The sequence below is a fragment of the Leucobacter faecis genome, assembly GCF_054456695.2.
The window spans coordinates 49,633-73,131 of record NZ_JBTJER020000001.1; the positions used below are offsets into that span (position 1 = coordinate 49,633).

A 23,499-nucleotide genomic window follows, 5' to 3' on the forward strand; every position below is an offset into this window, starting at 1 on the left:
TCCAGCGCCGCCGCGGTACCCTTGAGGGTAATGGCGAGAGGGGCCCGATAGTGGCGGTTGATGACGGCTTCGTGCACCTGCACGTGCACAGCGAGTATTCGATGCTTGACGGAGCGGCCCGTGTCGGCCCGCTCATGAAAGCGACCGCCGAGCAGGGTATGACGGCGGTGGCCGTGACCGATCACGGTAACACTTTCGGTGCGTTCGACTTCTGGCGCACGGCTCGCGACAACGGTGTGAAGCCGATTATCGGCATCGAGGCCTACCTCACGCCGGGCACACACCGCAGCGATCGGAGCCGGGTGCGCTGGGGTTCGGGCGGCGGCGACGACGTTTCGGGCGGCGGCGCGTACACCCACATGACGCTGCTCAGCGAGACGACCGCCGGAATGCACAACCTGTTTCGGCTATCGAGCCTGTCGTCCATCGAGGGGCAGTACTTCAAGCCGCGCATGGACCGCGAACTGTTACAAACATACGGTAAGGGGCTTATCGCCACGACCGGCTGCCCGTCGGGTGAGATCCAAACTCGCATTCGCTTGGGTCAGCTGAAAGAGGCACGCGAGGCGGCGGCAGACTTTCAAGACATCTTCGGCAAAGAGAACTTCTTCTGTGAACTGATGGATCACGGACTCGATATCGAGCGCCGTGTCAAGCTCGATCTTCTCGAGATCGCGAAAGACCTGAAAATTCCGCTCGTGGCGACGAACGATCTGCACTACGTCCACGAGGCAGACGCCGAGGCACATTCAGCGCTGCTGTGCGTGCAGTCGGGTTCGAGACTCGACGACCCCAACCGATTCCAGTTCAGTGGATCCGGATACTACCTGAAGAGCGCCGCAGAGATGCGGCACATCTTTCGCGAGCTGCCCGAGGCCTGTGACAACACGCTGCTGATCGCCGAGCGCTGCGACGTCGAGTTCAACACCAAAGCAAACTACATGCCGCACTATCCCGTGCCGCAGGGCGAATCAGAGGACAGCTGGTTCGTGAAAGAGGTCGAGAGCGGGCTGCACTACCGCTACCCCGGGGGGATCCCCGACGCGGTGCGCAAACAAGCCGAGTATGAGATCGGGGTCATCACGCAGATGGGCTTCCCCGGCTACTTCCTCGTCGTGGCCGACTTCATCAACTGGTCTAAGAACAATGGGATCCGGGTGGGCCCGGGCCGCGGTTCAGGCGCCGGATCGATGGTCGCTTACGCCATGCGCATCACCGACCTCGACCCGCTGCAACACGGGCTCATCTTCGAGCGGTTCTTGAACCCCGACCGCGTGTCCATGCCCGACTTCGATGTCGACTTCGATGATCGCCGTCGCGGCGAGGTCATCAAGTACGTGACCGAGAAGTACGGCGACGAGCGCGTGGCTCAAATTGTCACGTACGGCACGATTAAATCGAAACAGGCGCTCAAGGACGCCTCGCGCGTACTGGGCTTCCCGTTCGGTATGGGTGAGAAGCTGACAAAGGCGATGCCGCCCGCTGTCATGGCGAAAGACATTCCACTCTCGGGCATCACCGACCCGAAGCATGCCCGATACAAAGAAGCGGCCGAGTTTCGTGCCGTGATCGACACCGACGCCGAGGCAAAGCAGGTGTACGAGACGGCGCTCGGACTCGAGGGGCTGAAGCGTCAGTGGGGCGTGCACGCCGCTGGCGTGATCATGTCGAGTGACCCACTGATCGACATCATCCCGCTCATGAAGCGTGAGCAAGACGGCCAGATCGTGACCCAGTTTGATTACCCGACCTGTGAGGGACTCGGGCTCATCAAGATGGACTTCTTGGGCCTGCGTAACCTCACGATCATCTCTGATGCGCTCGAGAACATTCGCCTCAACCGCGGCGAAGAGCTCGACCTCGAGAGGCTTGAACTCGACGACACCGCATCGTATGAGCTGCTGGCCCGTGGTGACACGCTGGGCGTGTTTCAGCTCGATGGTGGCCCCATGCGCGGCCTTCTGCGTCTCATGAAGCCCGATAACTTTGAAGATATCTCGGCAGTGCTCGCGCTGTATCGTCCCGGCCCGATGGGCGCGGACTCGCACACCAATTATGCGCTGCGCAAAAACGGGCTGCAGCCCATCACCCCGATTCACCCTGAACTCGAGGAACCGCTCCAAGATGTGCTGAGCACAACCTATGGCCTCATCATCTACCAAGAGCAGGTGATGTCGATCGCGCAGAAGGTCGCGGGATTCTCACTGGGCCAGGCAGACATTTTGCGCCGCGCCATGGGCAAAAAGAAGAAGTCTGAGCTCGACAAACAGTATGCGGGCTTCAGCGGGGGCATGCGCGAGCGCGGCTTCTCGGATCCAGCGATCAAAGCGCTGTGGGACATTCTGCTGCCCTTCTCTGACTACGCCTTTAACAAGGCCCACTCGGCCGCCTATGGCGTGGTGAGCTACTGGACGGCCTACCTGAAAGCGCACTACCCCGCCGAGTACATGGCAGCGCTTCTTACGAGCGTGGGGGATTCGAAAGACAAGCTTGCGCTGTACCTCAACGAGTGCCGCCACATGGGTATCAAAGTACTGCCACCCGCGGTGAATGACTCGTTTGCTGACTTCTCGGCGGTGGGCTCAGACATTCGGTTCGGCCTGGGCGCGATTCGTAACGTGGGTGGCCACGTCGTCGAAGCAATTCGTACCGCCCGAGAAAAAGACGGTGCGTTCGAGAGCTTCCATGACTTTCTCAAGAAAGTTGCGATCCCGGCTCTCAACAAGCGCACCATTGAGTCGCTTATTAAGGCCGGGGCTTTCGACGGCCTCGGGGGCACGAGGCGCGCGCTCGTCGAGATCCACGAGACCGCGATTGAGAGCGCAGTCAAAGAAAAGCGCGACGCCGAAAAGGGTAACGTCGGGTTTGACTTCGACAGCCTCTTCGCAGAGGTGGCTGAAGAGCAGGGTGAACCGGAGCCGGTGTCGCAGGTACCAGATCGACCCGAATGGACGAAGAAGGACAAGCTCGCCTTCGAACGCGAAATGCTGGGGCTGTACGTATCGGATCACCCGTTGCGCGGCCTTGAACAGGCGATCTCAAAGGAAGCTTCAGCGACCGTTGCACAGATTACCAACCCCGACGCGATGGCGGGGATGGACGGCGAAATTGTGACAGTGGCGGGGTTGCTTACCAGCGTGGAACACCGCACCGCCAAGTCTGGCAATCTGTACGGCATGGCGACGGTCGAAGACTTCTCGGGTGAGATCCAAGCGCTGTTTATGGGCAAGTCTTACCAAGAGTTTGGGAATTTGCTGCAGGCCGACACCATTGTGGCGCTGCGAGGCAAGCTCAAGGCCCGCGACGACGGCATGTCCATGCATGCCTACGGGGTAAAGCCGATTGACGCGGTGGTACAAGACGACGCGACGACTCTAACGCTGACACTGTCAGACACGAAGGCCACTGAGGAATTGATGGAGGAGCTCAAACGAACCCTGGGGCGCCACCGCGGCGACAGTGAGGTGCGGCTCAACCTACTCACCGCCACGGCGGTGCGCGTGTTCGAAGTGCCGCTGCAGGTGCGGGTGTCAGCTGACCTGTTTGGTGAACTCAAGGGGCTGCTCGGCCCGCGCTGTCTGCTGCCACTCGAGGAGCTCATCGCGTAGCGGCTTCGGTGTGAGGGTACGGCGGTATCATCCTGCGCACTCCCCACCCTGTCATCTTGCGCACTCCCCACCCTGTCATCCTGCGCATTCCCCACCCTGTCATCCTGCGCGACGGAGGAGTCGCAGGATCCACAACACCGCAGAAGCGTTCAACTTCCGCATATTTTCAACGGTAAACACGGATGTCGTAGGTCCCTGTTGTAATGGAATCATGCAACATCCATTCAGTGCCGAAAGCCCCAACCGGGGGCGATTGAACGACCTGGTCTCCCGGGTCGTAGATGTAGACGCGCGCATGCGGGCGCTGCAAGCCGAGCTGACGGTGCTGCTGGCTGAGGCGTACAAGTTGGCGGAAGCCGAGGGGGACTGGCCGTTCAAGCCCGCGCCGGGCGAGGACGACGATGCCGGCGCCGAGGGTCATGACGCCGAGGGCGATGGCACCGAGGGCGCTGAGGATGCAGCGGGCGCTTCGTCAGCGGAGCAGCCGACGTTTGTGACCGACGAAGCGGTCGTGCGTGCGAGTATCGCTGCGAGGGAAGCTCAGCCGAGCACCGGTGGCGGTACTTACGGCGACACTTACGGCGACACGAGCACGAGCGCAGGTGGTGAGTCGTTTGGGTGGCCCGTGATTAGGCTTCCGCGGGGTGCGCAGGTGTGGCGTGATCGGTCGTATCGGGTGGTGCGGGCCGAGATCGCGGCCGCGTTGCGGGTGCCCGAGGGTCGGGTGGGGCATGACATGTCGCATGCCGTTGATGCGGTCGAGCGCTGCCCGGTCATGTTGGGGGCGCTTGCGAAGGGTGAGGTTACCGACCAGCATGTGCGGGGCCTGGTGAACGCGGGCCGCGTCATCGGCCACCAGGCTGCTGCTCAAGCAGCCGCCCAAGCAAGCGCTCAAGCTGACGCTGCCACAGGTAGCGACACAGACGCCGTCGTTGCTGCCGCGGCAGCCGACGAAACCTCCAGCGACGCGGCCGCTGCCGCGGCTGGTGGCGGCACGACTGGTGACGGCATGACCGGTGACGGTGAGCCAGCGGGTACCGGCGCGCCCAGCAGTGAGTCACCCGAAGGGAACGCGGGTGGCGCGGCCTATGATGAGGCCGCGGTGGCGCGTGAGGTGGCGCGCCGGTATGCGCTGCTTGATCGGGCGCTGGTGGTGCACGCGAAGCGCGATACCGCGCCTAAGGTGGCTCCGACGGCGAAGCGGATGGCCGAGAAGCTGGCCGGGGTGACGTTTGATGAGCGGCATCAGCTGGCTAAGCGTGACCGGCATGTGCGCCTGGTCGAGCTCGATGACGGCATGTGCCAGGTGCAGGCGGTCGTCACGAGTTTTGAAGCGCACGTCATTTTTGATCGTGTCACCCAGTACGCGAAACTCCTCCAAGAACGCGACACGTCCACGGGCAAACAGGCGGCCGAAGCGGCCGGCACGCCACTTTCGGCGGCCGCGGTGTCGGCGCTGAAACGGCCGCTGGGTGAGGCGCGGGCCGATAGTCTGGTCGCGCTGCTGGCGCATGGTGACCTCACGGATGAAGACTTCTACGGTACTGATGTGAGCGACGCTGATCTGGCTAGCGCTGACGTGACTGACGCTGGAGTGGGTGGCGCTGATGCGACTCGTGCTGATGCGACTGGCGCTGACGTGGCCGGTGCGAGCTTTGGGGTTGCAGGTACGGGCCGCACGGCAGGGCGCAAGCGGCTCGGGTTGCGGGTCACCGCGCGGGTGCAGGTGCTCGTGCCGGTCTCGCTCACGGGCCGCCTCGATACCGCTGGCTCCGCCAGCACTGCTGACACCATTGACACCTCTGCAGCCGAGCGCAACGTTTGCAAGGCTGAGCTCACGCGCGGGTTCCAGCCCGAGCTCGTGGGAGTCGGCCCCATCGACACCGACACCGCGGTAAGAATCCTGCACGACACTCCCAGCTGGGACATCATCACCGTCACCGACGGCACCGGAACAGGGACCAGCACCGACACGACGATCTGCGGTAGCTGCGGCACCGTGAACAGCGGCAACACCACCGTCGGTGACATTCTCACGGTCGATAGCTACCGGGTGCCCGCCCACTTGAAACGGAATTTGGCGGCGCGAGACACGTCTTGCCGGTTCCCGGGGTGTACTCTGCCGATTTACCGGTGCGACATCGACCACACGGTCGCCGCAGAAGACGGCGGCTCCACCTCGCTCACTAATGTCGGCGCCGCCTGCCGCGGTCACCATGTGATTAAACACCACGGCGGGTGCCTCCCCGTACAGGGCGACAACGGTGACTTCACGTGGACGTTCCCATCGGGTCGTAAGTATCGCACCGAGCCGCCCTCGCGGGTGATGTTTCGCACCGCGCTCGAACCGCCCGATGTGCAGGCTCTCGCCGACGAGCACACCCGCAAGCACCCGTTCGGTGAACACGAATGGGACGACGCCGCCAACAACAAAGCTGGTGACACTACGAAACCTAGCGTTGGTGCTCACACCGAGGAACACGCCAACGCCGGATCCGAATCCGACGCTAACGAGTGCGGACGCAGTGAAGGCGACACCCCTGGTGGCGATAAAGCTGTGCCGTTCTAAGCGCTGAACTACTCCCACGAATGCTGCACCAAATTGTTTGCCGCGGGGTGAATCCCTGCGCCGCTGACTGAGTTCCACTGCTTGATTCGCTTGATTCGCTTGGTCTGCTGGGCATTCTGGCGTGGCCTGAGCGGGCGCGCTGTGTGGCTCAGCCGCCCGGAGTAGAGTGTCATTGTGACCAGTCGGCAGCAAGAAATTATGAACGCTCTCGGAGCGCGGGCCACGATTGACCCGGCGGCCGAGATTGAACGCAGAGTCGCATTTCTGTGTGACTACGCGCTTAGCATTCCCGGAGTTCGGGGTTATGTGCTGGGCATCTCAGGAGGGCAAGATTCGTCGCTCGCTGGCCGGCTTACCCAACTCGCGGTTGAACGCCTGCGCGCGGCCGGGCACGACGCGACCTTCGTTGCCGTGCGACTGCCGCACGGCGTACAGCACGATGAAGCCGACGCTCAGCTGGCGCTCGACTTCATCGCACCTGATGAGAGCGTTGTCGTTGACATCGCTCCCGCCACGGCTGCGCTGGCGGCAACGGTCGAAACATCAGGCGCCGTCGCAGTTCGTGGGGGTGAGATCAGTGACTTCAATCGCGGCAATGTGAAAGCCCGTATGCGCATGATCGCGCAGTACGCCATCGCCGGCGACCGAGCCCTGCTCGTACTGGGCACTGACCACGCGGCCGAAGCCGTGACGGGGTTCTACACGAAGTTTGGTGACGGAGCAGCCGACGTGACACCCCTAGCGGGGCTGACCAAAGGGCAGGGCGCTGCGATGCTGCGCGTGCTCGGTGCACCTGACCGACTGTGGCAGAAAATTCCAACGGCTGACCTTCTCGACGGTGAGCCAGGCCAGGCTGACGAAGACAGCCTCGGAGTGACCTACGCTGAGCTTGATGCCTACTTGCAGGGTGAACCCGTCTCTGCAGATACACGTGAGAATGTGGAACGGCGATACCGGGGGAGCGAACACAAACGCAGACTTCCGGTCACGCCCGATGATGGATGGTGGAGGGAAAATCGATGATTCACACGTTTGTACTCGCGGGTGGCTGCTTCTGGTGTCTGGACGCGGCATATCGGCCGCTGCGCGGTGTCACCGAAGTGCTGTCGTGCTACACGGGCGGCTCAACGCCTGACCCCAGTTACGAAGCCGTCTGCACCGGCCATACGGGGCACGCAGAAGCGGTCGCGGTCAGCTTCGATGACGAGGTGGTGCCCGTCGAAATTATTCTCGATGCGTACTTCACGATGCACGACCCCACACAGCTCAACAGACAGGGCGGCGACGTTGGCCCCCAGTACCGCTCGACGATGTTTTACGCGAGCGAGGAACAGCGGGAGCTATTCGAAGCCGCCCGTGCCCGTGCACGGGACTGGTGGCCGGCAGAAGTCGTCACCACCATTGAACCGCTGGGCACGGTGTATCCGGCAGAAGAACACCACCAAGACTTCTTCGCCAAGAACCCTACCCAGGGGTACTGTCTCGCTGTAGCGGTGCCGAAGGTCAATAAGATTCGCGCCAAATTTAGCGCCTATCTCACGAACTAGGGTTTGGCACGCGGCACAGAACGTTAGAACGGCGCCAGAGCGGGTGCGGTCGAGACTTCATCGGAGGCGAATCTGTCGGACCCGCTCTGTGTCAACGCCTGATCTTTAGATTCCGAGTTCGAAGCCTCGGCTGCCTCAGCTGACTGTGCCAGGCCCGCTGTTTCAGCGGCTCCCGCCGATGCCTGGTCTAGTGTGGTTTCGTCGACCGGAGCGGTGGCGGCCATGCGTTTGAAAGTGGTCGTGCCCCACCGCAGGTCGTGTCCGAGCGCGTCTGCCTCAACGACTGCCGACGTGCCTGACTTGTTGTCGTGCGTGACCCAGTCGCGCACGCGCAACCGTCCACTGATGAGTACGCGGTCACCCTTCTTGAATGAGACCACCGCATGCTCGGCGAGACCGCGAAACGAGTTGATCGTGTACCAGTTCGTTTCTGTGTCGACCCACTCTTTCTTCTCAGCGTCGTAGCGGCGCTCGTTGCAGGCCAAACGGAACGAACAGAAGGCGGACTTACCTGCTGTCTGGGTGAGCTTCGGGTCGGTGGCTATCGTGCCAACGACGCAAACTTGAGTGTGCATGTGAATCGCTCCTTCGCGAATCGTTTTCAGCGAACCCGGGCGGTGCTCGGGCCGGGTGAACGAGAAACCCGGGCCGTGCAGGTGCCGGGTTCCCCGTTCGCCTCTAGCGTGCATCATTCGGGGTGCGCGTAGGCCACACAAAAGCAATCTGTGGATAATGCTGTCAAGTCGCGCAAAAGGTCAGCCTGTGGACGAGTCGATGCGCTGGCCCTTGGCAGAACCTGCATAGACTGGACTCGTGACCTATCGCACCAAGAAAAGCTCTGCTCGCGTGACGCGCGCTACCTTACAGCGTGAGCGAATTGGCCTGCGCAACGCTGCGCTGGCTATCGCTGTCGCCGCAGTTACTGTGCTCCCCGCATGTGCGATCTTGGAAGGGCCGACGCCTGAAGCGCCGAAGCGCGAAGCCCCCGCGGTCCCTGCTACCGATCCTGAGCTGATTGCCGGCGGCACAGCAGAGGAGAACCTGCCCTACTTCACCGAAGTGCTGCGCGACTACGCGGCGGGAGACGGTACGATCAAAGGGGAGCCAATTTCGCGCGCCGTGATTGCGGCCGGTTTCGACAAGAGCGTGATGCAGATAAGCTTCGACCGGTCCGAGACCGGTCTCGAAGCCGACAACATTTTTGTTTCAGTGCTGCTGCAAGACAGCTGTCTCGTCGGGCAGGTGGTTACCTCTGACCGCAGCTTTGTTGCGGAGGCAGTGCCTGCGGTGGGGCCCGAGAATACGATCTGCTTGATCGGAGAGACCGCCCCAATTACCTGGTAGCGCAGGCTTCCAAGAAGAGCGTGCGACGCGTGATCCGGTGCGAAGCCGTAGCAGCCAGCCAGCGAGGCAGACTACAGTAGAGGTAACTGCAACACACCGTCTTTGCATAAGGGAGTTCTGGGCGCCTTCGCGCTCAAAAAAAGTATATGGCTGAGTACATTTACCAGATGGTTCGCGCGCGCAAGGCGCACGGCGACAAGGTGATTCTTGACGACGTTACGATGGCGTTCCTGCCGGGCGCCAAGATTGGCGTCGTTGGCCCGAACGGCGCCGGTAAGTCCACGATCCTCAAGATCATGGCGGGTCTCGACACGCCGTCGAACGGCGAGGCGCACCTCACGCCCGGTTTCACCGTTGGCATCCTGATGCAGGAGCCCGAGCTTGACGAAGAGGCAACCGTGCTCGCCAACGTCGAGCAGGGCGTCGCAGACATCAAGGGCAAGCTTGACCGGTTCAACGAGATCTCGGCCGAGATGGCGAACCCCGACGCAGACTACGACAAGCTGCTCCCCGAAATGGGTGAGCTGCAAGAAGCCATCGACGCTGTCGACGGCTGGGAGCTTGAAGGTCAGCTCGAACAGGCGATGGACGCGCTGCGCTGCCCGCCGTCTGACGCGATCGTTAAGAACCTTTCGGGCGGCGAGAAACGCCGAGTTGCACTCTGCAAGCTGCTGCTTGAGAAGCCAGATCTGCTGCTGCTCGATGAGCCCACGAACCACCTTGACGCCGAGAGTGTGCTGTGGCTTGAGCAGCACCTCGCGAAGTATCCGGGCGCTGTCATGGCGGTGACGCACGATCGTTACTTCCTAGACCACGTTGCCACCTGGATCTGTGAGGTCGACCGCGGTCGTCTGTACCCGTACGAGGGCAACTACACCACGTACCTCGAGCAGAAGGCCGCGCGCCTGGAGGTGCAGGGCAAGAAGGACCAGAAACTGCAGAAGCGCCTGAAAGAAGAACTCGAGTGGGTTCGGTCGAGCGCTAAGGGCCGCCAGGCCAAGTCGAAGGCGCGTCTGGCGCGCTACGAAGAGATGGCTGCCGAAGCCGAGCGCACTCGTAAGTTGGACTTCGAGGACATTCAGATTCCCGCAGGCCCGCGCCTGGGCAATCTGGTGCTCGAGGCCAAGAACCTGAATAAGGGGTTCGACGGGCGTACGCTCATCGACGGGCTCTCCTTCACGCTGCCTCGCAATGGCATCGTCGGCATCATTGGTCCGAACGGTGTGGGTAAAACAACGCTGTTCAAGACGATCGTGGGCATTGAGCCGCTCGACGGCGGCGACCTGAAGATTGGCGAGACCGTCAAGCTCAGCTACGTCGATCAGACTCGTGGCGGCATCGACCCCAAGAAGACCGTCTGGGAGGTCGTATCTGACGGTCTCGACTACATTCAGGTCGGCAACGTCGAGATCCCGTCGCGCGCGTATGTTTCGACGTTTGGTTTTAAGGGCCCGGATCAGCAGAAGCCTGCTGGTGTGCTCTCTGGTGGTGAGCGCAACCGATTGAACCTCGCGCTCACGCTCAAGCAGGGCGGCAACCTGTTGCTGCTCGATGAGCCCACGAACGACCTCGATGTTGAAACCCTCACGAGCCTTGAGAACGCGCTCCTGGAGTACCCCGGTTGTGCTGTGGTCATTACGCACGATCGTTGGTTCCTGGACCGGATCGCGACTCACATTCTCGCGTATGAGGGCACCGAGGAGAATCCTTCGAGCTGGTACTGGTTCGAGGGTAACTTCGAAGCGTACGAGCAGAACAAGGTCGAGCGGCTCGGCGCCGACGCTGCGAAGCCGTCGCGCGCGACTTACCGCAAGCTCACACGCGACTAATATCGCTCACGGGCGCGGCTCCTCCTGTAGACACGGGGAGCCGCGCCCGTGGCGTTTCGTTTTGAACTCGCGGCACGAGAAGAGGTATTACCCATGGCTCGCACACACATTGACATGGAGCTGCGCTGGGGCGACCAGGACGCCTACGGGCACGTGAACAATGTTGCTTTTGCACGGTTCCTTGAAGAGGCACGCGTGCGCACTTTCTGGCTCGGTTCAGGGCGTGAGAAGACCGGCATGGAGCAGCATTTTCGTGGTGGCGACCCGTTAGGTCCCAAAATGCTCGTGGCCAGCCAAACGATCGAGTACGCTCGCGTACTTGAGTATTCGGCGCAGCCGATCACCGTCGAGCTCTGGGTGGGTAAACTCGGTGGTTCGAGCCTTGAAGTGCACTACGAGATCATCGACGGTGCGCACTCCGAGCGCACGGTGGTCGCAAAGGCGATCTCCCACATCGTCATCGTCGATGGCGAGACAATGCGCCCGATCCGGCTGTCTGAAGCGGGGCGCGCCGCCGTTGAGCCGTGGTGTGACGCGCCGGTGTCGATGCGGCGCGCCTAGCGCGCCTACGTCGGCACACGAGCGGCACGCGCTACGCGCTGCCCGTGCCCTACGCCTCGGGAACGCGGAACATGCTCTCTTGCGCAACGCTCGCAACGAGCGCACCGTCGCGATCGTAGAAGCGGCCCGTGGCGAGGCCGCGGCCGCCCTGCGAAGTCGGTGACTCGAGTTCGTAGAGCAGCCATTCGTCGACACGAAACGGCCGGTGAAACCACATCGCGTGGTCAAGACTCGCTGCGCGCATACCGGGAGTGGCCCAGGGGATACCGTGCTGGCGTGCGACGGGTTCAAGGAGCAAGTAGTCGCTACCAAACGCGAGCGCTGCGGCGTTCAAGAGCGCTGACGCGTCGAAGTTATCGCGACTGCGCATCCACACCCGCTGCGTGTTGGTGCGCTCGGGCACGCGCAAGATGATGTCTGACTCGACGTAGCGAAAATCGAATGGGCGATTCATTACCCAAGAGGCCCGGCCGTCGCCAGCGAGGTGGCCATACTTCTCCCACACGCTCGGAAGCGACTCGGGGTCGGGCACGTCAGACAGGTCGATCGGTTCCTGGTGTTCGACCCCGGGGTCGTCTTCCTGAAACGACGAGATCATCGACATCAAGACGTCGCCGCCCTGGTAGGCCTGTACGCGGCGTGTCGAGAACGAACGCCCGTCATAGAGCCTTGCGACCTCAAAGGTCATGCGCTCTTCGCTGTTGCCCGGGCGCAAGAAGTAGCCGTGCATCGAATGAATCTGGCGGTCTTCGGGCACAGTGGTGCCTGCCGCCGAGATCGCCTGCCCGAGCACCTGGCCACCAAACGACCGACCGTGCGGGGTGGGAAATGCGGGCCCCGTCAGAATATCCTCGGTCGTTCTAGCGCCCGAATCGAGCACCGAAAGCATCGCGAGCAGGTCTGGAAACGCGGTCATTGAGTCCTCCTGAGTGGGTTGCACGGGCGGTGCCTCAACACTAGCGCGCTTTCAGCGCAGGTCGCCCCGGTAGGCTCGTGGGATGGCCGCCACACTCGCTCTCCTAGACCATGCCACGCGCGACGACCTGCGCATCTTTCTCGAACGTTTGCAGCGGGCGGGTAAGCCCGAGGTGCGCATGGTGACCCGCGGCGGTGTGCTCGCGGTATACGGCTGCACGCAGGCCCCCATGGGCATCACGGATTCGGTGCCCGTCGTGCTCGTCATGCGCGCCTTTGCGCTCGCTCACACGCCCGAGACACCCATCGACGTCACGGTGCAGGGGCGCGCGCTGCTCGATCGCATCGCTCGGCTAGGCATCATCGGGCTTGCGCTCGAGCTGCCCGACGTGCCCGCGATGGCGGCCTGGACGGGCGTACTGCCCCCCGCTGCCGGATGGGAGCCTGCCGGCGCGATCGACGCCTCGTCACTCAGCGCCGTCGCCGAGGCAGGAATCGCGCGGGTTGCCGAAGCGCTGCCGCAGGACCCCGGCGAGGCCGTCGTGCATAAGGTGCGCGCGTCGGTGTGGGGGGCCGAAGTGGCCCCGGGTGTGCCCGCTGCTGCCGCCTTCGCAGCTGAGGCGCTGGGTTTCTTGGGGGAGGAGCCTGCGCGCGTCACGCGCACCCTCACCTGGACACGGGTGTCTACGGGCCGCGGCCACGTCGTGATTCGGTCGCTTCTGGGCTAGCATTCACGCGCTCCGGATCGGCGGGGCCCGGCCTAAAAGTCGGCCGCGCCCCACTGGCAGCATTCCTCGGGTAAGATAGACAGGTCTACTAGAGGAGTGTGTACATGGCCAACCCCAACGGCATCATCGACCCGCCGATCGACGATCTGCTCGAAAAGGTGGATTCTAAGTACGCGCTGGTGGTGTTCGCTTCACAGCGCGCCCGCCAGATCAACGACTACTACACGGATCTGCACGATGGCAACCTGTTCGATAACGTCGGGCCGCTCGTCGACTCGTCGGTCGATGACAAGCCGCTGTCGATCGCGTTGCACGAGATCGTCGAGGGCAAGCTTGAAATGAAGCCCATCGAGGAATCAGATCTCGCTGAGCTTGAAGACGATGAGCTTGCTGACGAAGCCCTCGAGGCTGGCGAAGAAGCGTAATCGTACGCAGGTTCGCCTGCACGAAGTAACACTTCGCCGCGAAAGCAGCGATGTCGGTGGCGTCGGATACCCTTATTGGAGGGATCCGGCGCCACCGCTGTTTTCCCACGTTCATTTTTCGCTCGCACTGCTAGGAGCCCCCGTGCCACTGCGCCAGTTCACCTCTGAGTCCGTTACCGAAGGGCACCCCGACAAGATTTGCGACCGCATCTCTGACTCGATTCTCGACGCAATGATCGAGCAAGACACGGGCGCCCGCGTCGCGGTCGAGACGATGGTCACGACAGGGCTCGTACACGTGGCGGGCGAAGTGTCTACCAGCGGCTACGTCGAGATCCCGCAGATCGTGCGCGAGGCGATCCGCGACATTGGGTACACCAGCTCCGAGATGGGATTTGACGCCGCGTCATGTGGCATCTCGGTGTCGATCGGGCAGCAGTCGCCCGACATCGCGGGCGGTGTGGATTCGTCGCTCGAGGTACGCACATCAGCGGAAGAAGTTGATCCGCTCAGCGCACAGGGCGCGGGCGACCAGGGGATCATGTTTGGCTATGCCACGGACGAGACCCCCGAGCTGCACCCGCTGCCCAACTGGATCGCCCACCGCATGGCAGAACGCCTCACCGAGGTGCGCAAAGCGGGCATCGTGCCCGAGCTGCGCCCCGATGGTAAAACGCAGGTCACGATCGGTTACGACGGCGATCGCGCCGCAAGCGTAGAAGCGATCGTGCTCTCGACACAGCACCACGCCGACATCTCACAGCCTGCGCTGCGCGAGGTCATTGAGCGCGAGGTCATTCGCCCCGTGCTCGGCCGGGTCGATCTCTTGAGCGATCACGCCGACATCTTCATTAACCCGGCAGGCCCGTTTGTGATTGGTGGCCCGATGGGCGACGCCGGTCTCACCGGTCGCAAGATCATCATCGACACCTACGGCGGCACGAGCCGTCACGGCGGCGGTGCCTTTAGCGGTAAGGACCCCTCAAAGGTCGACCGCTCGGCCGCCTACGCGATGCGCTGGGTAGCTAAGCACGTTGTGCGGGCGGGGCTCGCGAAGCGTGCCGAGCTGCAGGTGGCGTACGCGATTGGCCGCGCCCACCCGGTGGGGCTGTACGTCGAAACATTCGGCACCGAAACGGTACCGCGCGAGCGCATCGAAGCTGCCGTACGTGAGGTCTTTGATCTGCGCCCGCTCGCGATTATTCGTGACCTCGCACTGCTGCGCCCCATCTATGCTGCGACAAGTGCGTACGGACACTTCGGCCGTGAACTGCCCGAGTTTACGTGGGAGGCAACGCCCCGCGTCGCCGAGCTGCGTGCCGCTGCGGGCGTCTAGCGTCAAATAAAGGGAGTGTGGTGAGCGCCGGAATCGAAGAAGCCGAGCAGCCGGGGGAACGCAGGGTCGCTCGTGTGCTGCTCGATTCGGCGCTCCCACAGCTCGACCACCTGTTTGATTACGCGGTACCTGCCGAGCTGCACGACAAGCTGCGGGTGGGGCACCGGGTGAGGGTGCCGTTTCGGTCGAAGGATCGCAAGAGCTTTGGCTACGTCATCGAGTTTGCCGAGCGCAGCGAGTTTGGCGGCGAACTCGCCCCCATCGCCGACATCGTGTCTCCGGTGCCGCTCCTCACCCCTGAGGTGTGGCGGGTGGCCCGCGCGGTCGCTGACCGGGCGGGTGGCTCGGCGGGCGACATTTTGCGTCTCGCGATCCCGCAGCGCATGGTACGGGTCGAGAAACAGCACATTGCTGAGGTGCCGGCCGAGGGGGATCCGGAGCCAGGGACTGCCCCGGTCACGCTCGATCGTGAGCCCAGTGCAGAAGAAGTGATCGCGCACGAGCTGCTTACGGGCGCGAGGCTTGCGCTCACCGCCTCCCACGGCCCCGAACGGTTACACACGGGCGAGTGGGTGGGCGGGTGGGCAGCGCAGTACGCCCGCATCGCCATGGCGGTGTACGAGGCGGGGCGCAGCGTGATCTGTGCCGTGCCCGATTGGCGCGACCTCGACCAGTTGCGCGATGCGCTCGCCGCGCTCGGGCACGAAGACGTGGTGCGCGTCGACTCGCGGCAGTCAAACGGCGAGCGCTACGCCGGGTTCTTGCGCGCCCTCGACCACGAACCGCGCATCATCGTCGGCAACCGCTCAGCGGTCTACGCCCCCGCGCACGCGCTCGGCGCGATCCTGCTGTGGGACGATGGTGATCCCGTGCTTGCCGAGCCGCTCGCACCGTACGTGCACGCGCGAGACTCGGCGCTCGTACGTGCAGGGCAGGCCGGAGCCGGGCTGTTCTTTGGCGCGCACGCCCGCAGCGCCGAGGTACAACGCCTCATCGACATTGGGTATGTGCGGGCCCAGCAGAACCCACCCAAGCGCACACGCATTCTGCACGCCGATGCTGCGATGACGCCCGACGCATTTGCGGGCCGCGTACCCGAGATCGCAGCGCGTACCATCCGAGAAGCGCTGCAGTCCGGGCCCGTGCTCGTGCAGGTGGCGACCCCGGGATACGCGCCGATAGCGGCATGCCACGACTGCGGTGAGCTTGCTCGCTGCCTGGCCTGCCAGGGGCCCATCGGGTTTCGTTCGGCGCAGCGCGCGGCGTGCCGCTGGTGTGGCACGAACGCCGCCACCTGGCACTGCAGTGAGTGCAACGGCCGGTATCTCGTCGAACGTGGCATGGGGTCAGAGCGCACAGTCGAACAGTTTGAACGACAGTTCGCGGGCGCCCGCATACTTCTGAGTGATGGCGAACACGCGCGTGAACGCGTTGACGCGAGGCCCGCACTCGTTGTAGCAACCCGCGGGGCCGAGCCGCTCGCGGCGGGCGGGTACCGTGCGGTCGTGCTGCTCGACGCCGAGCGGCTGCTCTCGCGAGAGTCGCTGCGCTCGGCCGAGGACTGCGTGCGCTGGTGGGAGAACGCGGCGGCGCTCGCGGCCCCCGACGGGCACTGCCTGCTCGCGGCAGGCGGCGGTCCCGCCGTGCGCGCATTCGTGACCGGCCGCACCCAAGAGTGGCTGCACCAAGAACTGCACGACAGACACCAGCTCAGGTATCCGCCGGCGGTGCGTGTGGCGAGCGTGACCGGTGGGTACGCAGAGGTGGGCCGGGCGCTCGATGCTCTCCAAAGCATGCCGGGGGTAGATCACCTCGGCCCCACACAGCTGCCCGCTGGCGGTCCCGGCAAAACTCCGCCGGGGCTCGTGCGCGCCATCGTACGATTCGACTACGCTCGCGGTGCGGAGGTGGCGTCGCGGCTGCGGGGCGCGCTCGTCGCGGACGCGGCGGGCGCTTCCGCCCGCACAAAAGCACGAGCCCCGGGGCGAGCACGCCCCGAGGCCCTACGCTTGCGTTTCGACGACCGCGGCGTATTCGATTCCTAGGCCGCGGATTCCTAGGCCGCGGATTCCTAGGCCGCGGATTCCTCGACCGCGAATTCCTAGATCGCGGTGAGCTGCTGTTTGATGAGCTCGGCGACGTAGTCCACGTCTTTGTCGCCACGCCCCGACAGATTCGCGATGATGATCGCGTCCTTCGGCATGGTCGGCGCGACCTTGATCACCTGCGCGATCGCGTGTGACGACTCGAGCGCCGGAATAATTCCCTCCACCCGCGACAGCGTCTCAAACGCCGCCAGCGTCTCTGAGTCCGACACCGACACGTACTCGGCGCGGCCGAGGCTTTCGAGGTGCGCGTGCTGCGGGCCCACACCGGGGTAGTCAAGACCCGACGCGATCGAGTGCACGGGCGAGGGCTCACCCGATTCGGTCTGCAGCACCTTCGTGAACATGCCGTGCAGGGTGCCGGGAGTTCCCAGCGTCATCGTCGCCGCGTGACGGTCACCCTCCAGGCCCTCGCCCCCCGGCTCGACACCCATCACACGCACGCCCTCGTCGGCGAGAAACGCGTCGAAGAGCCCCAGCGCGTTCGACCCGCCACCCACCGAGGCGATCAGCAGGTCGGGCAGCCGGCCCTCTGCCTCGAGAATCTGGGCGCGCGCCTCGCGCCCCACCACCGATTGAAAGTCGCGCACCATCGACGGGAACGGGTGTGGCCCCACGACCGAGCCGATCGCAAAGAAATACTCGTCGGGCGCCGCCGCGTACACACCGAACGCCGAATCGACGGCCTCCTTGAGCGAGCGGCCACCCTCTTCAACCGACACGACCTTTGCGCCGAGCAGCTCCATGCGCACCACGTTGGGATGCTGCTTCGCCACGTCAATCGCACCCATGTGAATCTCGCACTCGAGGCCCACGAGCGCTGCCGCCGTCGCGAGTGCCACACCGTGCTGGCCTGCCCCCGTCTCAGCGATCAGCTTCTTCTTGCCCATGCGCTTTGCGAGCAGCGCCTCACCCAAACAGTGGTTAATCTTGTGCGCGCCCGTGTGGTTGAGGTCTTCGCGCTTGAAGTACACGCGGGCACCGCCGAGCTCGTTCGTGAGGTTCTGGGCGAAGTACAAGAGCGACGGCCGGCCGACATACTTGGCAAGCAGCGCCTGCAACTCGTCTTGAAACTGCGGGTCAGCCGAGGCCTCCTCATAGGCCGCAGCGACCTCGGCCATGGGGCCAGCGAGATGCGGTGGCAGCGCCGCCCCGCCGTACTCACCGAAAAAGCCCTCGGCGTTCGCGCGGTAGGGAGAGAGCGAATCAGAGTGTGACATGTAAGGATCCTTTGCTTCATTGCGCCACTCGAGACGAAAAAACACCGCCCAGCGAGAGGCGGTGTCGGAAATGCAGCTGCGTGCCTAGACCGTCCTCAGACGGTCCACCAAAAATTCACGGTGGTGAGGCTCGCTGCATGCATGTCGCTGAGTGTACCAGCACATTGACGCACTGCCGCCCTGAGAGAATAGAACCATGCGGATCATTTTTGCCGGAACCCCAGAGTTCGCCGTGCCCAGCCTGCGTGCGCTCGCAGCGCACGGGCACGACATTGCGGGCGTCATTACACGAGAAGACGCCCCACTCGGGCGCAAGCGCGTATTCACCCCCTCACCAGTCGCGCTCGCCGCCGAAGAACTCGGGCTGCCCGTGTTCAAAGCCAACAGGCTCGACGACGCTGCCCTCGCGTGGGCGCGTGAACTGCACGCCGAGCTCGGCGTGATCGTCGCGTACGGCGGCCTCGTGCGCGAGCCGCTCTTGAGCTTGCCCACTCTCGGCTGGATCAACCTCCACTTCTCGGACCTGCCTCGTTGGCGCGGCGCGGCGCCCGTGCAGCGTGCGCTCGCCGCCGGGGAGCAGACGCTCTCGGTCACCGCTTTCAGGCTTGTGGCGGCGCTCGACGCGGGCGACGTGCTCAGCCGCGACGCTCACGAGTTCGCGCCAGGCACGAGTGCAGGCGAGGCACTCACCCAGCTTTCGCAGTTTGGTACGAGCGCCCTGCTTGAAGCGATTACGGCTCTTGCGCACGACCCCGCGGCCGGGGTACCGCAGCAGGGAGAGACGAGCTACGCGCACAAACTCACCCGCGAAGACGGCAAGCTGGATCTCGCGCGCGGCACGGCCGAGGTATTAGCGCAGTGGGCTGGCATGACGCCAGAGCCCGGCGCCTATGCACTGCACGACGACGCGCCGCTCAAGCTCCACGAGTTGCGCCCGGCGCCAGGGGCCGGTGAGGCAGCTGCGGCGTCGGGTTTGCGCGCCGGATCAGTGACCCACGTCGCTGGCCGCGTACTGCTACAGCTGACTGACGGAGCGCTCGAGCTCGTGCGGGTACAGCCCGCGGGTAAGCCCGCGATGGCTGCTGCCGACTGGCTGCGTGGCCGCGGCGGAAGCGCGGTGATCGCATGAGCGGCGAGCAGCGCTCACAGCGCCAACAGCAGCATTCGCAGCGTCGCCAGCCCAAACGTCAACAGGGCAAGCCGCGGGTGTCACCCGCAAGGCTCGCCGCCTACGATGTGTTGCGGGACGTGACCGAACGCGAAGCTTTTGCGAACCTCGCCCTGCCTGCACGTATTCGTGAGGCGGGCCTTGATCACCGCGACGCGGGGCTCGTCACCGAGTTAGTAGCGGGTACGCTGCGCTGGCGCGGCCGATACGACCGCATTATTGAACTTGCGTCAGCCCGTGAGGTTGCACAGGTAGATCCGCGTACGCTCAACGTGTTGCGCCTGGGTGTGCACCAGCTGCTCGGCATGCGCACAGCCTCACACGCGGCCGTCAACGAGAGCGTTGAACTGCAGCGCCTCGTGGCTTCGCCCGGCGGCGCGGGCTTCGTCAACGGTGTACTGCGCGCGGTGGGCCGCGTCGCACCGGAGGAGTGGGATGAGCGCATCGCGGCCGGGGCGTCGTCGAAGGACCAAGCGCTCGCCGCCCAAACCTCCCACCCCGCCTGGGTGTTGCGTGCGCTGCGCGCAGCGCTCAAAGCTGAGGGGCGCGGCGATGAACTGCCGGCGCTGCTGGAAGCCGACAATATCGCCCCGCTTGTGAACCTGGCACTACTGCCCGGGTTCGGCGAGAGCGCAGACCTCGAGAGGCAGCACGGGCCAGAAGGCGATGCGGTCATCGTGGCGTCTGGTTTCTCGCCCGTCGGCTACACGCTGGCGGGCGGAGACCCGGCGCGCGCGATCGCGGCGGCGGGGCTCCCGGAGGGGGCACTTCGTGTGCAAGACCAGGGCTCACAGCTCGCCGCTCTCGCGCTCAGCCGCGCGCGGCCGATCGCATCGGGCGAGCGCTGGCTCGACCTGTGCGCTGGCCCAGGCGGCAAGAGTGCGCTGCTCGGAGCCGAGGCGCGGGCAGCTGGGGCGACGGTGCGTGCGAACGAGGTGGCGCCGCATCGCGCCCAGCTCGTGCGCAGCTCGGTCGAAGCGGTCGCCGACACGGTAGAGGTGGTCTCCTTTGATGGCCGCCGAGACGAAGCGTACGGTGGCGAAGAGTTCGACCGAATTCTCGTTGACGCGCCGTGTTCAGGGCTCGGGGCGCTGCGGCGCAGGCCCGAGGCGCGCTGGCGCAAACAACCGAGCGACCTGCCCGAGCTGACCCAGCTGCAGGCTGACCTGCTCGATGCCGCTGTGGCACACCTGAAGCCCGGCGGGGTGCTCGCCTACGTGACGTGTTCACCGCACCTCGCCGAGACTCGGGCGGGCGTCGACAGGCTGCTCGCCAGGCACGAGGGCCTGCGGGAGCTCGACGCGCGCCAGACCGTGTCAACTCTCGCGCGCGGAGACATCGATCTCGCGGGTGACGAACTCAGCGTGCAGTTGTGGCCGCATCGCCACGGCACCGACGCAATGTTTATTGCGCTCTTCACGCGGTAGTTGCGCGGCGCCGGGCGATCCGGCGCAAAAATAAACACGACGGGCCCGGCATTGCTGCCGGGCCCGTCGTGTGCGTGCGCCTGTCGCACGTAACCGGTGTTATTACTCCCAGGTCACCTTGGGCTTCGCCTCTGCGAAGTCGACGGTGGGCGTGAGCATCATGCCGCCGCCGTACAGGGTGCCTTCTTCGGTCGTGCCATTGTTGTCGACCTGCGCGGTCGTGGTGACCGTGATGTAGTCGTAGGTCGACACAACGGTCGGAGCGCTGTAGCTGGTGGTCGGTTCGAGGCGCTTCAGCTTCGCTTCACCCTCGGTGCCGATTGTGCGCACGATCGTGCCGTCGATGACCTTTTCGCCGCCGCTGAGCTCCTGCGACACCTCAAGGCCACAGTCGGTCGTGAACGTGGTCGATTCGAGGCACTTCGTGAGTGCGGCCGCCACGAGGGTGCGGTACTCTTCGGTCGCGGCTTCGGTGAGTCGCGGCTTCAAGCTGTACATTGCGTCGGCGTCGTTGCGATCGCCGAGCACAAAGGTGTCGACCTTGCTGTCGAGTTCGAACTGCTCGAGGCCGAGCGAGATCTGGTAGGCGCCGGGGAACGCCTTCTGCGACGTGCTGGGGCGCACCTCGATGCCGTTAACCTGCGGCTCGAGACCCTTGAACGCATCGAGCGAGAAGCTCACGAGTGCGTCAGAGATCTCCCACGAATCACGCGAGTTCCACAGCTTGAAGTCGCGCGTGACGGTGGTATCGCCGATGTCAAACGATGCGGTGACGGTGGCTTCGTAGTCGTTTGGCTCGTCAACGACGGGGTCGACCTCGATGGCAGTGATCGGGGCCACCTTCAGCTGCGCTGCCAGGGCCTCATCAGAGAGCAGATCGTCAGAGGTGGCGCCGCCCGCGAGCTTGCGTGCCGTGTTGGCGTCGCCCTCGGCGAGCGCGTTCAAGAACTGCTCGATCGTGCCGTCGGGCGTCTTTGCTCGCTTGATTGCCTTGCCCTCAGAGCTGCTGGCAGAGCCCGCGGAGTCGCCACTGTCTGCGGGGCCCGAGAGCGCGCGGAACGCGAATAGGCCGCCGACGACGAGCAAAATGATGAGTGCGATCGCGCCGCCAACGATGCCGATGATGGCGCCCGTGGAGAGCCCCTTCTTGGGTCCTCCCGGACCTGCCGGACCACCGGGGGCGGTGGGCTCTCCCGGGCCGCCCGCTGCGGGCGCAAACTGGGCTGCTGCCGGATCCTGCGCGAACTGGGGCTGGCCGTACTGCGGTGCGGCGGGCTCCTGTGCGAACTGAGGCTGCGTCGGGTCCTGCGGCTGCGCGAACTGCGGCTGTTCAGACTGCGCCTGTTCAAACTGCGCCTGCTCAAACTGGGGCTGGCCGTACTGCGGAGCGGTGGGCTCCTGTGCGAACTGGGGCTGCGCGAACTGGGGCTGCTCGGTAGGCTGCGAAAGCTCAGGAGCGGCCATGCCAGCCGGGGGCGCGATGCCGGGTGAAGGCGCGAGTCCGCCCGGAGCAGCAGAGGACGGCGTAGGTTCTGCCGGGTTTGCGGCCTGTGGCTGCTGCGGCTGCTGGGGGTCTTGCGCGGGCGTAGTTGGGTGGTCGGGTGAATCACTCATACCCTCAAGCCTAGGCGACCGTGAGACAGATGAAGACCGAATGTTGATTTCACGACCGAACCCATAAGCTTATGGGGTGAGCCAGCAGCGCATTAACCCGAGCATTCTTTCCGCAGACTTTGTAAACCTCGAGGCCGAGTTGCAGGCGATTGCGACCGCCGACCTCGTGCACGTCGACGTGATGGATAACCACTTCGTGCCAAACCTCACCATGGGGCCTCCCATTGTGGAGCGCATCCAGGCGGTGTCGCCGATTCCGCTCGACATGCACCTCATGATCTCTAACGCCGATCGCTGGGCGCCCGGCTACGCCGAACTCGGCGCATACTCCGTCACGTTCCACGCCGAGGCCACCGAAGACCCGGTGCGACTCGCCCGAAAGCTCCGTGACATGGGTGCGCGCGCGGGCATCGCGCTGAAGCCCGGTACTGATCCGGAGCCCTATCTCGAACTGCTGCCCGAGTTTGATCAGGTGCTCGTGATGACCGTAGAGCCGGGCTTTGGTGGGCAGTCGTTTATGCCCGACATGATGCCGAAGCTGCGCAAGTTCGCCGAGGCAAAAGCCAAGCTGGGGCTTGATGTGTGGCTGCAGGTCGATGGCGGTATTACGGTCAACACGATCGCCATGGCAGCAGAAGCTGGCGCCGACACGTTCGTAGCCGGGTCAGCCGTGTACGGTGGCGTACCAGAGCACCGCATTGCAGACCTGCGTGCCGCCGCCGCGGCTCACGTGCACAGCGCCTAAGCCGCGCACGATAGGGTAGAGACGTGAAAACGTTCGAAACGCTGTTTGCCGAGCTGAGCGAAAAGGCGGCTAGCCGCCCCGAGGGCAGCGACACCGTCGCGCGGCTCGACGCTGGTGTGCACGCGATTGGCAAGAAGATCGTCGAAGAGGCCGCCGAGGTGTGGATGGCCGCTGAGCACGAATCAGACGAAGCCTGCGCCGAAGAAATCAGCCAGCTGCTGTACCACCTGCAGGTGCTCATGCTCTCCAAGGGACTCTCCCTCGAGGACGTCTACACGCATCTCTAGCGTCAGCGCCTCACCCCGCGCGCTGACGCTCTCCGGCCTTTTGTAATATCCCGTGGCCGGCGTGAAGCCGC

19 protein-coding genes are annotated in these 23,499 nt (G+C 64.3%); 15 read left to right on the plus strand and 4 right to left on the minus strand.

Annotated features, from left to right (window positions below):
• Positions 1-101 precede the first annotated feature (101 nt).
• The 4 genes from dnaE to msrA all read left to right on the plus strand — a co-directional run bounded on the left by dnaE (position 102) and on the right by msrA (position 7,724).
• A complete protein-coding gene (gene dnaE, locus ACXR2W_RS00230; RefSeq protein WP_458815604.1) occupies positions 102-3,608 on the plus strand; it encodes a DNA polymerase III subunit alpha in 3,507 nt (1,168 codons plus the stop codon).
• Between the two features lie 211 nt (positions 3,609-3,819).
• Positions 3,820-6,177, plus strand: coding sequence for a hypothetical protein (locus ACXR2W_RS00235; protein ID WP_458815495.1), 2,358 nt, complete (start codon positions 3,820-3,822; stop codon positions 6,175-6,177).
• 174 nt (positions 6,178-6,351) lie between these two features.
• The gene (nadE, locus tag ACXR2W_RS00240; RefSeq protein ID WP_458815497.1) at positions 6,352-7,200 is read left to right on the plus strand and encodes an NAD(+) synthase; all 849 of its coding nucleotides are present in this window, start codon (positions 6,352-6,354) and stop codon (positions 7,198-7,200) included.
• Positions 7,200-7,724: a peptide-methionine (S)-S-oxide reductase MsrA gene (gene msrA, locus ACXR2W_RS00245; RefSeq protein ID WP_458815606.1), complete on the plus strand. Its 525-nt coding sequence runs from the start codon at positions 7,200-7,202 to the stop codon at positions 7,722-7,724. Before nadE ends, msrA begins: the two co-directional genes overlap by 1 nt.
• A 23-nt stretch (positions 7,725-7,747) precedes the next feature.
• Here the strand turns inward: msrA and ACXR2W_RS00250 are convergent, their stop codons facing one another.
• Positions 7,748-8,299: a single-stranded DNA-binding protein gene (locus ACXR2W_RS00250; RefSeq protein ID WP_458815499.1), complete on the minus strand. Its 552-nt coding sequence runs from the start codon at positions 8,297-8,299 to the stop codon at positions 7,748-7,750.
• Positions 8,300-8,537: 238 nt separating this feature from the next.
• Between ACXR2W_RS00250 and ACXR2W_RS00255 the strand changes: the two genes are divergently transcribed.
• The 3 genes from ACXR2W_RS00255 to ACXR2W_RS00265 all read left to right on the plus strand — a co-directional run bounded on the left by ACXR2W_RS00255 (position 8,538) and on the right by ACXR2W_RS00265 (position 11,458).
• Positions 8,538-9,068, plus strand: coding sequence for a DUF6993 domain-containing protein (locus ACXR2W_RS00255; protein ID WP_458815501.1), 531 nt, complete (start codon positions 8,538-8,540; stop codon positions 9,066-9,068).
• A gap of 146 nt (positions 9,069-9,214) precedes the next feature.
• Positions 9,215-10,897: an energy-dependent translational throttle protein EttA gene (ettA, locus tag ACXR2W_RS00260; RefSeq protein ID WP_458815503.1), complete on the plus strand. Its 1,683-nt coding sequence runs from the start codon at positions 9,215-9,217 to the stop codon at positions 10,895-10,897.
• Positions 10,898-10,990: 93 nt separating this feature from the next.
• Positions 10,991-11,458 carry an acyl-CoA thioesterase gene (locus ACXR2W_RS00265; RefSeq protein WP_458815505.1) on the plus strand — a complete coding sequence of 156 codons (468 nt, stop codon included), beginning with the start codon at positions 10,991-10,993 and terminating at the stop codon, positions 11,456-11,458.
• Positions 11,459-11,507: 49 nt separating this feature from the next.
• Here the strand turns inward: ACXR2W_RS00265 and ACXR2W_RS00270 are convergent, their stop codons facing one another.
• Positions 11,508-12,374: an acyl-CoA thioesterase gene (locus ACXR2W_RS00270; protein ID WP_458815507.1), complete on the minus strand. Its 867-nt coding sequence runs from the start codon at positions 12,372-12,374 to the stop codon at positions 11,508-11,510.
• A gap of 82 nt (positions 12,375-12,456) precedes the next feature.
• Here ACXR2W_RS00270 and ACXR2W_RS00275 point away from each other — a divergent pair, with 82 nt between their 5' ends.
• From ACXR2W_RS00275 to ACXR2W_RS00290, 4 genes are all read left to right on the plus strand, one after another.
• Positions 12,457-13,101 (plus strand): DUF8185 domain-containing protein, encoded by a 645-nt coding sequence (locus ACXR2W_RS00275; protein ID WP_458815509.1) that lies wholly within the window; start codon positions 12,457-12,459, stop codon positions 13,099-13,101.
• A gap of 104 nt (positions 13,102-13,205) precedes the next feature.
• Entirely contained in the window at positions 13,206-13,526 is a 321-nt protein-coding gene (rpoZ, locus tag ACXR2W_RS00280; protein ID WP_458815511.1) for a DNA-directed RNA polymerase subunit omega, read from the plus strand.
• Positions 13,527-13,668: 142 nt separating this feature from the next.
• A complete protein-coding gene (gene metK, locus ACXR2W_RS00285; protein WP_458815513.1) occupies positions 13,669-14,862 on the plus strand; it encodes a methionine adenosyltransferase in 1,194 nt (397 codons plus the stop codon).
• A gap of 20 nt (positions 14,863-14,882) precedes the next feature.
• Positions 14,883-16,907, plus strand: a complete 2,025-nt coding sequence (locus tag ACXR2W_RS00290; protein ID WP_458815515.1) for a primosomal protein N' family DNA-binding protein — start codon at positions 14,883-14,885, stop codon at positions 16,905-16,907.
• Positions 16,908-16,963: 56 nt separating this feature from the next.
• On the opposite strand, the gene trpB is transcribed toward ACXR2W_RS00290, so the two are convergent.
• A complete protein-coding gene (trpB, locus tag ACXR2W_RS00295) occupies positions 16,964-18,187 on the minus strand; it encodes a tryptophan synthase subunit beta (protein WP_458815517.1) in 1,224 nt (407 codons plus the stop codon).
• A 196-nt stretch (positions 18,188-18,383) separates the two neighbouring features.
• Between trpB and ACXR2W_RS00300 the strand changes: the two genes are divergently transcribed.
• Positions 18,384-19,316: a methionyl-tRNA formyltransferase gene (locus tag ACXR2W_RS00300; protein WP_458815519.1), complete on the plus strand. Its 933-nt coding sequence runs from the start codon at positions 18,384-18,386 to the stop codon at positions 19,314-19,316.
• Entirely contained in the window at positions 19,313-20,782 is a 1,470-nt protein-coding gene (locus ACXR2W_RS00305; protein ID WP_458815521.1) for an RsmB/NOP family class I SAM-dependent RNA methyltransferase, read from the plus strand. Before ACXR2W_RS00300 ends, ACXR2W_RS00305 begins: the two co-directional genes overlap by 4 nt.
• A 102-nt stretch (positions 20,783-20,884) precedes the next feature.
• Here the strand turns inward: ACXR2W_RS00305 and ACXR2W_RS00310 are convergent, their stop codons facing one another.
• On the minus strand, positions 20,885-22,396 hold the full coding sequence (locus ACXR2W_RS00310; RefSeq protein WP_458815523.1) for a hypothetical protein: 1,512 nt from the start codon (positions 22,394-22,396) through the stop codon (positions 20,885-20,887).
• Between the two features lie 76 nt (positions 22,397-22,472).
• Between ACXR2W_RS00310 and rpe the strand changes: the two genes are divergently transcribed.
• Together rpe and ACXR2W_RS00320 are read left to right on the plus strand one after the other, a co-directional pair.
• A complete protein-coding gene (gene rpe / locus ACXR2W_RS00315; RefSeq protein WP_458815525.1) occupies positions 22,473-23,141 on the plus strand; it encodes a ribulose-phosphate 3-epimerase in 669 nt (222 codons plus the stop codon).
• Positions 23,142-23,164: 23 nt separating this feature from the next.
• Positions 23,165-23,428 carry a phosphoribosyl-ATP diphosphatase gene (locus ACXR2W_RS00320; protein ID WP_458815527.1) on the plus strand — a complete coding sequence of 88 codons (264 nt, stop codon included), beginning with the start codon at positions 23,165-23,167 and terminating at the stop codon, positions 23,426-23,428.
• The last annotated feature ends 71 nt before the right edge of the window (positions 23,429-23,499 follow it).

What these genes read in the sequence shown, in the direction of transcription:
- dnaE (WP_458815604.1), top strand. Translation starts at nt 102, where the DNA reads ATGCTTGACGGAGCGGCCCGTGTCGGCCCGCTCATGAAAGCGACCGCC.
- ACXR2W_RS00235 (WP_458815495.1), top strand. Translation starts at nt 3,820, where the DNA reads ATGCAACATCCATTCAGTGCCGAAAGCCCCAACCGGGGGCGATTGAAC.
- ACXR2W_RS00250 (WP_458815499.1), bottom strand. Translation starts at nt 8,299, where the DNA reads ATGCACACTCAAGTTTGCGTCGTTGGCACGATAGCCACCGACCCGAAG.
- ettA (WP_458815503.1), top strand. Translation starts at nt 9,215, where the DNA reads ATGGCTGAGTACATTTACCAGATGGTTCGCGCGCGCAAGGCGCACGGC.
- ACXR2W_RS00265 (WP_458815505.1), top strand. Translation starts at nt 10,991, where the DNA reads ATGGCTCGCACACACATTGACATGGAGCTGCGCTGGGGCGACCAGGAC.
- ACXR2W_RS00270 (WP_458815507.1), bottom strand. Translation starts at nt 12,374, where the DNA reads ATGACCGCGTTTCCAGACCTGCTCGCGATGCTTTCGGTGCTCGATTCG.
- ACXR2W_RS00275 (WP_458815509.1), top strand. Translation starts at nt 12,457, where the DNA reads ATGGCCGCCACACTCGCTCTCCTAGACCATGCCACGCGCGACGACCTG.
- rpoZ (WP_458815511.1), top strand. Translation starts at nt 13,206, where the DNA reads ATGGCCAACCCCAACGGCATCATCGACCCGCCGATCGACGATCTGCTC.
- trpB (WP_458815517.1), bottom strand. Translation starts at nt 18,187, where the DNA reads ATGTCACACTCTGATTCGCTCTCTCCCTACCGCGCGAACGCCGAGGGC.
- ACXR2W_RS00300 (WP_458815519.1), top strand. Translation starts at nt 18,384, where the DNA reads ATGCGGATCATTTTTGCCGGAACCCCAGAGTTCGCCGTGCCCAGCCTG.
- ACXR2W_RS00305 (WP_458815521.1), top strand. Translation starts at nt 19,313, where the DNA reads ATGAGCGGCGAGCAGCGCTCACAGCGCCAACAGCAGCATTCGCAGCGT.
- ACXR2W_RS00310 (WP_458815523.1), bottom strand. Translation starts at nt 22,396, where the DNA reads ATGAGTGATTCACCCGACCACCCAACTACGCCCGCGCAAGACCCCCAG.